The following is a 13,552-nucleotide window of genomic DNA, read 5'->3' as shown; positions in this document are numbered from 1 at the left end:
CCTGACACGCCGGTAACGCAAAGGATCCCGGGGATCCTCGCCAAGGAAAGCGGACTTCGGGTGAAACCGGCCGCCGCGCCGCTACCGTCGTACCGTGAAGGCTATCCGTCGATTCACCGTCCGTACGGTCCTCCCCGAACCCCTGCGCCCGCTCGGCGAGCTGGCCCAGAACCTCCGCTGGTCCTGGCACCAGGAGACCCGTGAGCTGCTGCAGTCCGTCGACCCCGGCGGATGGCGGGCCGCGGGCGGCGACCCGGTGCGGCTGCTGGGCGCGGTACCGGCGCAGCGGCTGGAGGCGCTGGCCGAGGACCGCCGCTTCCTGCGGCGGCTTACCGCCGCCGCCGAGGACCTCTCCGACTACCTGACCAATCCGCGCTGGTACCAGAGCGCGCAAGGCATTGAACTCCCGTCCGCCATTGCCTACTTCTCACCCGAGTTCGGTATCACCGCAGCACTGCCGCAGTACTCTGGAGGACTGGGCATCCTGGCCGGTGACCACCTCAAGGCCGCCAGTGACCTCGGCGTGCCGCTGATCGGCGTCGGGCTGCTGTACCGGCACGGGTACTTCCGGCAGTCGCTGTCCCGCGAGGGATGGCAGCAGGAGCACTACCCGGTACTCGATCCGCACGAACTCCCGCTGACCGCGCTGTGCGAGGCGAACGGCAGCCCCGCCCTGGTCACCCTCGCGCTGCCCGGCGGGCGGTCACTGCGCGCCCGCATCTGGAAGGCGCGGGTCGGCCGGGTGCCGCTGCTGCTGCTCGACTCCGACGTGGAGGAGAACAACCAGAGCGAACGCGAGGTCACCGACCGGCTCTACGGAGGTGGCAGCGAACACCGGCTGCTCCAGGAGATGCTGCTGGGCATCGGCGGGGTGCGCGCGGTGCGGACCTACTGCCGGCTCACCGGCCATCCGGAGCCGGAGGTGTTCCACACCAACGAGGGACATGCCGGATTCCTCGGCCTGGAGCGGATCCGTGAACTCCACGACGGGCCGGAAGGGTTGGAGTTCGACGCGGCGCTGGAGGCGGTGCGCGCCGGAACCGTCTTCACCACCCACACCCCGGTGCCCGCCGGGATCGACCGGTTCGCCCTCGACCTGATCGGCCGCCACTTCGGCGACGGCGGCGAACTGCCCGGCGTCGACCTGGACCGGGTGCTCGACCTGGGCCGGGAGAACTACCCGGGCGGTGACCCCGGCGTGTTCAACATGGCCGTGATGGGCCTGCGGCTCGCCCAGCGCGCCAACGGGGTGAGCACCCTGCACGGTGCGGTGAGCCGCCAGATGTTCGCCGGGTTGTGGCCGGGATTCGACCCCGAGGAGGTGCCGATCCGGTCCATCACCAACGGGGTGCACGCGCCCACCTGGGTCGCTCCCGAGGTCTTCCGGCTCGGCGCCCACCAGGTCGGCGTACAGCGCACCGAGGACGCCCTGGCGGTCGGCGGTTCGCAGAGCTGGGACTCGGTGGCCAACATCCCCGACGCGGCGATCTGGGAGGTGCGGCGCGGCCTGCGCGAGCAGTTGGTCGAGGAGGTACGGGCCAGACTGCGGGCCTCCTGGCGCCAGCGCGGCGCCGGGGACCTCGAACTCGGCTGGACCGACGAGGTGTTGGACCCCGATGTGCTCACCATCGGGTTCGCCCGCCGGGTGCCCTCCTACAAGCGGCTCACCCTGATGCTGCGCGACAAGGAGCGGCTCACCGAACTGCTGCTGCATCCGGAGCGGCCGGTGCAGATCGTGGTCGCGGGCAAGGCGCACCCGGCAGATGACAGCGGCAAGCGCCTGGTGCAGGAACTCGTCCGGTTCGCCGACGACGCGAAGGTACGGCACCGCATCGTCTTCCTGCCCGACTACGGCATGGCGATGGCCCAGCGCCTCTACCCGGGGTGCGACGTCTGGCTGAACAACCCGCTGCGGCCACTTGAGGCGTGCGGGACGTCGGGAATGAAGGCCGCGCTCAACGGCTGCCTCAACCTGTCCGTGCTGGACGGCTGGTGGGACGAGTGGTTCGACGGCAACAACGGCTGGGCCATCCCGACCGCGGACGACGCATCCGGTGAGGATCCTGACCGCCGGGACGACATCGAGGCGGCGGCACTGTACGACCTGATCGAGACACAGGTCGCACCGCGCTTCTACGACACCGACGGCGCCGGGCTGCCGCGCCGCTGGATCGAGATGGTCCGGCACACCCTGGTGACCCTGGGCCCCAAGGTCCTCGCCGGGCGCATGGTGCGGGAGTACGTGGAGAAGCTGTACGCGCCCGCCGCCGCCGCCCACCGTACGGTGAGCGCTCAGGCGGCGCGGGACCTCAGCGTCTGGAAGGCCCGGGTGCGCGAGCAGTGGGCCCGGGTGGCCATCGACCACGTGGAGACCGGCTTCGCGGGCGGCACCGTCGAGCTGGGTTCCGCGCTGGCACTGCGGGTACGGGTGGCGCTCGGCGATCTCGACCCGACGGACGTGGATGTCCAGGTGGTCTCCGGCCGGGTGGATGACTCCGACCGGATCGCCGACGCGTCGGTGGTCTCCCTCAAACCGGCGGGCCGCCCCGACCTGGAGGGCCGCTGGCTGTTCGAGGGGCCGCTGGCGCTGGACCGCAGTGGGCCCTTCGGGTACACCGTGCGGGTCCTCCCGGCACATCCGCTGTTGGCGTCCGCCGCCGAGCTCGGGCTGATCGCCGTCCCGGCGGAGGCCGAGGGGATGACCGCGGGAGTTCTGCGGTAGCCCGCTGCCCGGCTGCGGCCTGGCGGTTGTTCCCCGCCCACCCACCCTTTCTGGTTCTGTCGTGGGTGGGCGGGGTCAGCTCACCAGGCTGTCCCGCCAGGCCTGGTGCAGGTGTGCGAAGTTGCCGCTGGCGGCGATGAGTTGGGACGGCGTGCCGTCCTCGATGACGCGGCCGTCCTCCAGGACCAGGACGCGGTCGGCGATCTCCACCGTGGACAGGCGGTGCGCGATGATCAGCGCCGTGCGGCCGTGCAGCACCGTCGCCATGGCCTGCTGCACCGCGCGTTCACCGGGGACGTCCAGTGACGAGGTCGCCTCGTCCAGTATCAGCACCGCCGGATCGGCGAGCAGCGCACGGGCGAACGCCACCAACTGGCGCTGTCCGGCGGATATTCGGCCACCACGCTTGCGGACATCCGTGTCGTAGCCGTCCGGCAGCGCGGCGATGAAGTCATGCGCGCCGATAGCCTTGGCCGCGGCCTCGATCTGCGCCGGGGTCGCGTCCGGGTCGCCCAGCGCGATGTTCTCCGCGACCGTGCCGGAGAACAGGAACGACTCCTGGGTCACCATCACCACCCCGCGCCGCAACTGCGCTGTGGACAGCTCCCGGAGGTCCACTCCGTCGAGGGTGACCCGGCCCTCCGTCGGGTCGTAGAACCGGCACAACAGCTTCGCCAGCGTGGACTTGCCCGCCCCGGTCGCGCCGACCAGTGCCACCGTCTGGCCCGCGGGTATCGCCAGATCGAAGCGCGGCAGCACCTCGCCTCCGGACCGGTAGGCGAACCGCACCCCCTCGAACGTCACCGCCCGGCCGGGACGGTCGCCGTTCTTCGCCGGAAGCTCCCTGGGCCGCGCGGGCTCCGCCACCGACGGCCGCTGCGCCAGCAGCCCGGCGATCTTCTCCAGTGAAGCCGCCGCGGCCTGCCAGGAGTTGAGGAACATGCCCAGTGGATCAATGGGCGCGTACAGCCGCCGCAGATACAGCACGAAGGCGGCGAGCACCCCCAACTCCAGTGAGCCGGACGCCACTCGATAGGCGCCCCAGAGCACCACCAGAGCCACCGAGGTGTTGGCGATCAGCCAGGACGAGACGTTGAACCGGCCCATCTCCAGGATCGCGTCGCCGTTGGCCCTCTCATGGACGCGGTTCAGCTCCGCGAACCGGGCCTCGTTGGCCCGCTCCCGGCGGAACGCCTGCACCGGCCGGATCCCGTTCATGGTCTCGGTGAACCGCACGATCACGCTGGCGGTCGCGGCCGAACGCCGGGAGTACGCCTGCTGCGAGCGGCGGTTGAAGGACCTGGTCGTCCACACCAGCGGCAGCGCGGTGGCCAGCGCGAACAGGCCGAGGCCCCAGTCGAGCCAGAGCAGCACCAGGCCGATGTAGAGCACCGCCAGGCCCACGTCGAGCAGTTCCTGCAGGCCGTCGGTGAGCAGTTCGCGGAACGCCTCCACGTCGGAGGTGGCCCGGGCGATGATCCGTCCGGAGGTGTAGCGCTCGTGGAAGTCCAGGCCGAGCGCCTGGGCATGCCGGAAGATCCGGCCGCGCAGGTCCAGCAGCACGTCCTGGCTGAGTACCCCCGACAGCCGGATGAACGCCCGCTGCAGCGTTCCTCCCAGCAGTGCGCAGCCGACGTATCCCACGGCGGTGGCGATCAGCGGCCCCCGGTCGTGGCCGCGCAGCGCGGGGATCGCCCGGTCGATGGCGTACGCCACGATCAGCGGACCGGCCTGCACCGCCGCCTGCTGTACGACCAGCACCACGGCGGCCAGCCAGACCCGCGCCCGGTAGGGGCGCACCAACTCCCGTAGCAGCGCGCGGGACGCGCCCTTGGGCGCGGGCAGCACATCGCGGTCGTAGCTGTCGCGCTCCGGAGGCGCGGGCGTGGGCCGGTCCGGCTCCTGGCCGGGGCTTTGGTCCACTGACGAGTCGGCGAGGGTGGTCATCAGGCTGCGCTCCTCTCGTCGGTGTCGCCGGACATCAGCTGGCGGTACTCCAGGCATTCGGCCAGAAGTTGGTGATGGGTGCCGACGGCCGTGATGCGTCCGCCGGACAGCAGCGCGACCCGGTCGGCGAGCAGCACGGTGGACGGCCGGTGGGCGACCACCAGCGCGGTGGTGGTAGCCAGCACCTCTCTCAGCGCGCCCTCCACCAGCGCCTCGGTGTGCACGTCCAGCGCGGACAGCGGATCGTCCAGCACCAGGAAGCGCGGGCGGCCCACCACGGCGCGGGCCAGTGCCAACCGCTGCCGCTGGCCGCCGGACAGGCTCAGCCCCTGTTCGCCGACCTGGGTGTCCACGCCCTGCGGCAACTCGTCCACGAATCCGCACTGCGCGGTCTCCAACGCCCGCCGCAACTCGGCCTCTCCGGCCTGCGGCGCACCCATCAGCACGTTCTCCCGGACGCTCGCGGAGAACAGCGTCGGCTCCTCGAAGGCCGTGGAGACCATGGCGCGCAACCGCTCCTTGGGCAGCCGCGCGGCGTCCACGCCGTCCAGCGTGATGCGGCCGCCGGTCGCCTCGTACAGCCGGGGAATGAGCGCGGTGAGCGAGGTCTTGCCGGAGCCCGTGGCGCCGACCAGTGCCATGGTCTGGCCGGTGGGTATGTGCAGGTCGACCCCGGTCAGCAGGTCCGGGGTGCCGTCCGGGGCGTCCGGGTAGCGGAACCGCACCCCGGTGAAGCGGATCCCGTCGTCGGCCCGGCTGCCGGTCTCCGGCGCGGACGTGTGGTCCGGCGGCAGTTCGGTGTCCATCACCTCGAAGTACCGGTCGGCCGCGGTGGCCGACTCGTTGCTCATGGACAGCAGCCAGCCCAGTGACTCGATGGGCCACCGCAGCGCCAGCGCCGTGGACAGGAAGGCCACCAGCGTGCCCGCCGACAGCTTGCCGTCGGACACCTGTACGGCGCCGACCACCAGGGCCACCCCGAGCGCCACGTCCGGCACCGCCGTCACCAGCATCCACACATCGGCCAGCAGCCGGGCCTTGCGCAGTTCGGTGCCGCGCAGCGCGTGCGCGGCGCGGCGGAACGCCTCGGCCTGGCTGCGATGCCGACCGAACGCCTTGATGATCCGGATGCCCAGCACCGACTCCTCGACCAGCGTGGTCAGATCGCCGATCTGGTCCTGGGCACGGCGCGACGCCAGCGAGTAACGGCTCATGAAGTACGTGCACAGCACCATCAGCGGCACCGCGGGCACCAGCGGGATCAGTCCCAGTGTCCACTGCTGGGCGAACAGGATCGCGAACCCCACCACGATCGTGCTGGAGTTGACGACCAGGAAGACCAGCGGGAAGGACAGGAACATCCGCAGGACCTGCAGGTCGTTGGTGCCGCGGGAGAGCAACTGGCCCGATCCCCAACGGTCGTGGAAGGCCACCGGCAGCCGTTGCAGATGTCGGTAGAGGTCGGCGCGCATCCGTGCCTCAAGTCCCGCCATCGGCCGCGCGATCAGCCAGCGGCGCACCCCGAACAGGCCCGCCTCCAGCAGTCCGAGCAGCAGCACCAGGCCGCCGCCCAGCCAGACCCCGCGCGGATCCCTGTGCGCGACCGGCCCGTCCACCGTCCACTTGAGCACCAGCGGGATCAGCAGGGCCATGCACGACGCGGTGACCGCCACCGCCATGGACCCGAACAGCCGTGGCGCGACCGGCCGTGCGTACGGCCACAGCCGCAGCAGTGAGCGCACCGCGGACCGCCGCCCCCCGGCGCTCTGGCGGGCATGCCCCGCCCCGCCCTTTTCGTCCCCCATGGCCGTCCCCTCCGTCTCTGCCACGGTTCAGAGACTAGAGGCGACCACCGACAACGCCCATCGGGTTTCAGCGGTGTTCGGCCCGCAGCAGCATCAGGGAGCGCTCCGCAACGGTGATCGCGGCGCCCGCGCGGTGCCGTCGCGGCCCCGGGGCGTCCGCCGTCCGCGAGGTGTCGACCAGTACCTCGTAATGCCGCGCCCACGGCGGCCCGGGCAGCGTGAAGCCGATCGGGGTGTCCGCGGCGTGCAGCACGGTGAGGAAGCTGTCGTCGTCGACACGGCGACCGGTGGGGTCCCGCTGGGGAATGTCCCTGCCCGACAGATACATGCCAAGCGTGGCGGCGGGGGCGAACCAGTCCGCCTCGGTCATCTCCGCGCCGCGCGGAGTGAACCAGGCCAGGTCCCGCAGCCCGCCGGAGTCCTGCGGCAGCCCGGAGAAGAACGCCCGGCGGCGCAGCACCGGGTGGTTCCGGCGCAGCCTGACCAACCGCGCGGCCAGCTCGAACAGGTCGCGCCACCGCGGCTCTTCGAGCAGCGACCAGTCCACCCAGCCGACCTCGTTGTCCTGGCAGTACGCGTTGTTGTTACCGCCCTGCGTGCGGCCCATCTCGTCGCCCGCGACCAGCATCGGCACCCCGGTGGACAGCAGCAGGGTGCCCAGCAGGTTGCGCAACTGCCGCTGCCGCAGCGCCAGTACCGACTCGGAGTCGGTCTCGCCTTCCGCGCCGCAGTTCCAGGAGCGGTTGTCGTTCGAACCGTCCCGGTTGTCCTCGCCGTTGGCCTCGTTGTGCTTGCGGTCGTAGGAGACCAGGTCGCGCAGGGTGAAACCGTCGTGCGCCGTGACGAAGTTGACCGAGGCGTACGGGTGGCGGCCGCTCCACGCGTACAGGTCGCTGGAGCCGGACAGCCGGTACCCGAGATCGGCCAGGTCGCCGCTCGCGCCCCGCCAGAAGTCGCGCACCGCGTCCCGGTAGCGGTCGTTCCACTCGGTCCACAGCGGTGGGAAGGCGCCCACCTGGTAGCCGCCGGAGCCGATGTCCCACGGCTCGGCGATCAGCTTGACCCGGCGCAGCACCGGGTCCTGCGCGATCACCGCGAGGAACGGCGAGAGCATGTCGACGTCGTGCATGCTGCGGGCCAGTGCCGCCGCCAGGTCGAAGCGGAAGCCGTCGACCCCCATCTCCGTCACCCAGTACCGCAGCGAGTCGGTGATCAGCCGCAGCACCTGCGGCTGCACAACGTGCAGGGTGTTGCCGCAGCCGGTGTAGTCCGCGTAGCCGCGCGGGTCGCCGCCCAGCCGGTAGTAGCCCCGGTTGTCGATGCCGCGCAACGACAGCGTCGGCCCCAACTCGCCGCCTTCGGCGGTGTGGTTGTAGACCACGTCGAGGATGACCTCGATGCCCGCGGCGTGCAGCGCGCGCACCATCCGCTTGAACTCGCCCACCTGCTGGCCGCGGGTGCCCGAGGAACTGTATGCGGCGTGCGGCGCGAAGTAGCCGATGGAGTTGTAGCCCCAGTAGTTGCGCAGGTTCCGGCGCAGCAGATGGTCCTCGTGCGCGAACTGGTGGACCGGCAGCAGCTCGACCGCGGTCACGCCCAGCTCCGTCAGGTGCTCGATGGCCGCCGGGTGCGCCAACCCGGCGTAGCTGCCGCGCAGTTCCGGCGGTATCCCTGGATGGCGCATGGTGAAGCCGCGGACGTGCAGCTCGTAGATGACCGTGTCGGACCACGGCGTCTTGGGGCGGCGGTCGTCCTCCCAGTCGTCGCCGTCGTCCACCACGACGCCCTTGGGCACGAACGGGGCCGAGTCGCGGTTGTCCCGCACGGTGTCGGCGACGGCGCGGTCCGGCCAGTCCCGTACGTGCCCGTAGACCTCCGGCGGCAGCGCGAACTCGCCGTCCACGGCCCGGGCGTACGGGTCCAGCAGCAGCTTCGCCGGGTTCCAGCGCGCGCCGGTCCACGGGTCCCAGCGGCCGTGCACCCGGTAGCCGTACGCCTGGCCGGGGCGCACCCCTGGGACGAAGCCGTGCCACACCTCGTGCGTCAGCTCGGTCAGCGGCAACCGGGCCTCGGTCCCTTCGGCGTCGAACAGGCACAGCTCCACGGCCTCCGCGCCGCCCGCCCACAGTGCGAAGTTGGTGCCCTGAGCGCCGTCGGGCCCGGTGTGGAAGCGCGCGCCGAGGGGTTCCGGGGCACCGGGCCACACCGGGCGTGGCGGGGCGTCAGGAAGCCGCTGGACGGCCGCCGCGTCCTCGGCGGCCGGTTGCGCCGTCCGGGTGGTGGGTCGCGGGTCGGCCAGTGTGGTGGTCGAGGAACGGTGGCCGTCGCCGTCGGCGGTCCCGCCGGGCGCGGCGGCGGCCTGGTCTGGTTCGGGTGCGCTCGACACGTGGCGGCCTCCCGCGGCTCCACGGGACCGTGCGGCGGCGTCCCGTACCGCGCGCGGTTCCGTTCTCCGTTGTGGCTTCATGGTGTCATTCCCGGTTAAGGCGCCGTACTCACGGAACCCGTAGTCCCGGAAGTCGTTGACCCCGGCGTGACGAGTGCAGTGGTTGCGTGGGTACGCCGGGTGGTGCGAAGACTGCCGGGCACGGGATCGGTCGCCGGATGCGTACTGGCCGGTGCGGTCGTGCTGGCCGGGTGCACCGGCGGCTCCGGCGGGGGCAGCGGTGGCGCGGCCGGGGACGGGCGCGGGGCGGGTTCCGGCGCACCGGCGGTCTCCCAGGCCACCATCCGGATCACCCCCGAGGACGGCGCCTCCGGGGTACCGCCCACCGGCGTGCTGGGGGTGACGGTGGACGGCGGGGTGCTCACCCAGGTCAAGGTGGCCGACGCCACCGGAGCCCAGGTGCCGGGCCGGACCGACTCCGGCGGGCACTCCTGGCACCCGACCGGCAAGCTGGCGCTGGAGACCAGGTACACGGTGGACGCGCTCGCCGAGGACTCCGGGGGGCGGCGGGCCGCCAAGCACGCCGAGTTCACCACCTTGGTGCCGCAGCACCGGCTCATCGCGTTCTACACGCCGGAGACGGGCGCCACCGTGGGCACCGGCATGATCGTTTCGCTCACCTTCAACCGCCCGGTCGCCGACCGCGCCGCCGTGGAGCGGGCGGTCTCCGTCATCGCCCAGCCCGCCGTCCAGGTGGCGCCGCACTGGTTCGGCGCCCAGCGACTCGACTTCCGGCCGGAGCGCTACTGGACCCCCGGCACCAAGGTCGACCTGCGGCTGCGGCTGCGCGACGTACAGGGCGCGCCCGGCGTCTACGGCAGCCAGTTCAAGGACGTGGTCTTCACCGTCGGCCGCGACCAGACCAGCGTGGTGGACGCCGAGGCGCACACCATGACCGTGCGCCGGGACGGGGTGGTGGTGCGCACCCTGCCGGTGAGCACCGGCAGCCCAGAACACGCCACGTACGCCGGGAAGATGGTGATCTCCGAGAAGCTGCCGGTGACCCGGATGAACGGGGACACCGTCGGCTACGGCGGGGAGTACAACATCCCCGACGTGCCGCACGCGATGCGGCTCACCCAGTCCGGCACCTTCGTGCACGGCAACTACTGGTCGCCGAAGGAGACGTTCGGCACCGCGAACACCAGTCACGGCTGCGTCGGGCTGTACGACGTCAAGGGCGGCGGCGCCCAGACCCCGGCCGGCTGGTTCTTCGGCAGTTCGCTGGTGGGCGACGTGGTCCAGGTGATCAACGCGCATGACGCGACCGTCGCGCCGGACAACGGGCTCAGTGGCTGGAACCTGACGTGGGCGCAGTGGCTCGCGGGTTCCGCGGCCGCCATGGCGTCGGCCTCGCCCTGAACATGCCCGTCGACGCCTGACACGTTCGTCCCGCGGCCCAGGGGCCGGGCCGAACGGCCGCCCTACTCTACCCAGTTGCGGGCGGTTAGCGGCGGACTGGGACGGAACGGTGACAATTCCGTGGCTTGGTGACCATCAACAGTGTGGTTATCTATCGACGAGCGTGGATGGCGCCTGTTCAGGTGCGGTCAGAGCATCTCGGCGCATACACGGGGGATCAGTGCGAGTTCGACCGGGCAGGATCGCTACCGGGGCGGGCCATGACGGCGTGCCCGGCGGTGGAAGCGGACGGTCGCGCGAGGGGAGAGACGAGTTGCTGTCACATCAGCCGAAGGCCCGGCGGACCGCGGGGGCGGCGTCGGGCGCCAGGCGGGGTCTGCTGGCCGGTGCGCTGGGCGCGGTGCTGCTGCTGGCGACCGCGTGCGGTGGCCACGATTCCAGCCAGGGCAAGGGCGGTTCCGGATCCGACAAGCAGGCTTCGCAGGCCGTGGTGAACGTGGCGCCGAAGGACGGCGCGACCGATGTCGCCACCAGCGGGGCGCTGAAGATATCCGCGGCCCAGGGCAAGCTGATCCAGGTCGCGGTCAAGGACGCCAAGGGCACCGCGGTCGCGGGCAGGATCTCGGCGGACGGCGCCAGCTGGGTGCCGGACAGCAACCTCAGCACCTCCACCAAGTACACGGTGGACGCCATCGCCAAGGACGCGCAGGGTCGTGAATCGGCCAAGCACGCCACGTTCACCACGGTCGTCCCCAAGGACAACTTCATCGGCTTCTTCACGCCCGACGACGGCTCCACGGTGGGCGTCGGCACCGAGGTCTCGATCAGTTTCAACCGGCCGATCGACGACATCAAGGCCGTGCAGAACGGCATCAAGGTGACCGCCTCCCCGTCCGTGCCCGTCGTCGGCCACTGGTTCGGCAACCAGCGCATCGACTTCCGCCCGGAGAAGTACTGGGCGCCCGGCACCAAGGTGACCCTGAGCCTGCGGCTCAACGGCGTGCAGGCCGCGTCCGGGGTGTACGGCTCGCAGTCCAAGGACGTGCACTTCACCATCGGCCGCAACCAGGTCAGTTACGTGGACGCCGCCTCGCACGAGATGACCGTGACGCAGGACGGCAGGACCATCAAGACCATTCCGATCTCCGCGGGCGCGCCCGAACACACCACGTACAACGGGCAGATGGTGATCAGCGAGAAGGACCCGGTGACCCGGATGGACGGCTCGACCGTCGGCTTCGGCGGCGAGTACGACATCAAGGACGTGCCGCACGCGATGCGGCTCAGCCAGTCCGGGACGTTCATCCACGGCAACTACTGGGGCGACCCCTCGGTGTTCGGCAGTGAGAACACCAGCCACGGCTGCGTCGGTCTGCACGACATCCGCGGCGGTGGCGACAACGGCACACCGGCCGCCTGGTTCTACGACCACTCGATGATCGGCGACGTGGTGGTCGTCAAGAACTCCAACGACAAGACGGTGGCGCCGGACAACGGCTTCAACGGCTGGAACATGCCGTGGTCGCAGTGGACCGCCGGTCAGTGAGCGGACCGCCTCGGTGACCTACCGTGAACGGCCCGCCCCGGCGGGCCGTTTCCCGTAGGCGGGCGCTACCGTGCGGCCATGACTGTTCACCTTGAGGCCGCCGACGGCGTCGGCGTCATCCGTCTGGACCGCCCGCCGATGAACGCGCTGGACGTCGCCACCCAGGACCGGCTGCGCGAGGTCGCGCACGAGGCCGCCCGCCGCGACGACGTACGGGCCGTCGTCGTGTGGGGCGGTGAGAAGGTGTTCGCGGCCGGCGCGGACATCAAGGAAATGCAGGCCATGGGGTACGAGGACATGGCGGTGCGGGCCCGGGCACTGCAGGACTCGTTCACCGCCGTGGCCCGTATCCCCAAGCCCGTGGTGGCCGCCGTGACCGGTTACGCGCTCGGTGGCGGCTGCGAGTTGGCGCTGTGCGCCGACGTGCGGATCGCGGCGGAGAACGCCAAGCTCGGCCAGCCGGAGATCCTGCTCGGCCTGATTCCGGGCGCGGGCGGCACCCAGCGGCTGGCCCGCCTGGTCGGTCCGGCCAAGGCCAAGGACCTGATCTTCACCGGCCGGATGGTCACCGCCGAGGAAGCGCTGACCATCGGCCTGGTCGACCGGGTGGTTCCGGCCGAGAAGGTCTACGAGGAGGCGCACGCCTGGGCGGCGAAGCTCGCCAAGGGACCGGCGCTCGCGCTGCGCGCCGCCAAGGAGGCCGTCGACAGCGGTCTGGAGACGGATCTGGAGACCGGCCTGGCCGTTGAACGCGGCCTGTTCGCCGGGCTGTTCGCGACCCAGGACCGGGAGATCGGCATGCGCAGTTTCGTCGAGGAGGGGCCGGGCAAGGCCAAGTTCGGCTGAGCCGGACCCACGGCCGTGTGGGTGACGGCCGGCGGCGGAAGGCTGCTTAAGGCCACCTTAAGAGAGCCTTAAGGGAGTCTGGTCCGCGACGGTTCGTCACCCTCGGTCCGGTGCCGATCACCGCAGGTGGCCAGGGTTGTGGTGGGGGTGTCACTGCCTCGGGCATATGCCTTCGAGGTGGCTGGGAACCATCCTTGCGACGGGTCCAATTCCCCCGGTTCCGGCCCGAACCGGTGCCTGGACGGCCATGATGAACGCATGGCGGGTCGGGGAGGATCTGAGCAGGCACAGCGGTCGAGCAGTGCCGCGGCGGCATGGGCGGCGATGCCGCAGGACCGGTACGACGCCAGCACTCTGGTGCTGCTCGGCAACCCATCACTGGACGAGGTGCGGCTCACCTCGCGCCCGGAGTCCGCGTCCACCGCGCGCCGGCTCACCCTGGCGGTACTACGGCTGTGGTCGCTACCGCACCTCGGTGAGGACTGCGAGCTGCTGGTCTCGGAGCTGGTGGGCAACGCCGTGCGGCACACCGGTGCCCGCACCTTCGGGTTGCGGATGCTGCGCCGCCGGGGCTGGATCCGGATCGAGGTGCGTGATCCGTCGCGGGCGCTGCCCTGTCTGCTGCCGGTCCGCGAGCTGGACATAAGCGGGCGCGGGCTGTTCCTGGTCGACAAGCTCTCCGACCGCTGGGGGGTGGATCTGCTGCCGCGCGGCAAGACCACCTGGTTCGAGAAGCGCGTGGTCGAGCGCTGAAGATGCGAGAAGCCCCCTGCGCCGGGTTGCGGACGCGATGGGGGCTTCTTCGTGGCGCCGGGGAGCAAGGGGGGGGTGTGGTCCACGGCGCACTTGGCACGACCGAGCCCGGGTCAATGGGGGTC

The 13,552-nt window shown here is 71.3% G+C and carries 8 protein-coding genes; 5 read left to right on the top strand and 3 right to left on the bottom strand.

The window, feature by feature from the left end; all coding sequences use genetic code 11:
• Positions 1-94 precede the first annotated feature (94 nt).
• Positions 95-2,722: an alpha-glucan family phosphorylase gene (gene glgP / locus O5O46_RS00390; RefSeq protein WP_269853132.1), complete on the top strand. Its 2,628-nt coding sequence runs from the start codon at positions 95-97 to the stop codon at positions 2,720-2,722.
• Positions 2,723-2,797: 75 nt separating this feature from the next.
• Here the strand turns inward: glgP and O5O46_RS00385 are convergent, their stop codons facing one another.
• From O5O46_RS00385 to glgX, 3 genes are all read right to left on the bottom strand, one after another.
• On the bottom strand, positions 2,798-4,669 hold the full coding sequence (locus tag O5O46_RS00385) for an ABC transporter ATP-binding protein (protein WP_269853131.1): 1,872 nt from the start codon (positions 4,667-4,669) through the stop codon (positions 2,798-2,800).
• Complete coding sequence (locus O5O46_RS00380; protein WP_269853871.1) at positions 4,669-6,411, bottom strand: ABC transporter ATP-binding protein; 1,743 nt, start codon at positions 6,409-6,411, stop codon at positions 4,669-4,671. The genes O5O46_RS00385 and O5O46_RS00380 overlap by 1 nt, the downstream gene beginning before the upstream one ends.
• A gap of 130 nt (positions 6,412-6,541) precedes the next feature.
• A complete protein-coding gene (gene glgX, locus O5O46_RS00375) occupies positions 6,542-8,860 on the bottom strand; it encodes a glycogen debranching protein GlgX (RefSeq protein WP_443072332.1) in 2,319 nt (772 codons plus the stop codon).
• A gap of 183 nt (positions 8,861-9,043) precedes the next feature.
• On the opposite strand from glgX, the gene O5O46_RS00370 reads away from it, so the two are divergent.
• The 4 genes from O5O46_RS00370 to O5O46_RS00355 all read left to right on the top strand — a co-directional run bounded on the left by O5O46_RS00370 (position 9,044) and on the right by O5O46_RS00355 (position 13,427).
• Positions 9,044-10,282: a L,D-transpeptidase gene (locus O5O46_RS00370; protein WP_269853130.1), complete on the top strand. Its 1,239-nt coding sequence runs from the start codon at positions 9,044-9,046 to the stop codon at positions 10,280-10,282.
• Between the two features lie 316 nt (positions 10,283-10,598).
• Positions 10,599-11,828 (top strand): L,D-transpeptidase, encoded by a 1,230-nt coding sequence (locus tag O5O46_RS00365; protein ID WP_269853869.1) that lies wholly within the window; start codon positions 10,599-10,601, stop codon positions 11,826-11,828.
• 78 nt (positions 11,829-11,906) lie between these two features.
• Positions 11,907-12,674: an enoyl-CoA hydratase/isomerase family protein gene (locus O5O46_RS00360; RefSeq protein ID WP_269853129.1), complete on the top strand. Its 768-nt coding sequence runs from the start codon at positions 11,907-11,909 to the stop codon at positions 12,672-12,674.
• A 258-nt stretch (positions 12,675-12,932) separates the two neighbouring features.
• Positions 12,933-13,427, top strand: coding sequence for an ATP-binding protein (locus O5O46_RS00355; RefSeq protein WP_269853128.1), 495 nt, complete (start codon positions 12,933-12,935; stop codon positions 13,425-13,427).
• Positions 13,428-13,552: the final 125 nt, after the last annotated feature.

The organism is Streptomyces sp. RPT161, from assembly GCF_027533845.1.
In the GTDB taxonomy this organism is placed as follows: domain Bacteria; phylum Actinomycetota; class Actinomycetes; order Streptomycetales; family Streptomycetaceae; genus Streptantibioticus_A; species Streptantibioticus_A silvisoli_A.
Note: the sequence above shows the minus strand (reverse complement) of the source record. Positions and strands in the feature narration are given on the sequence as shown.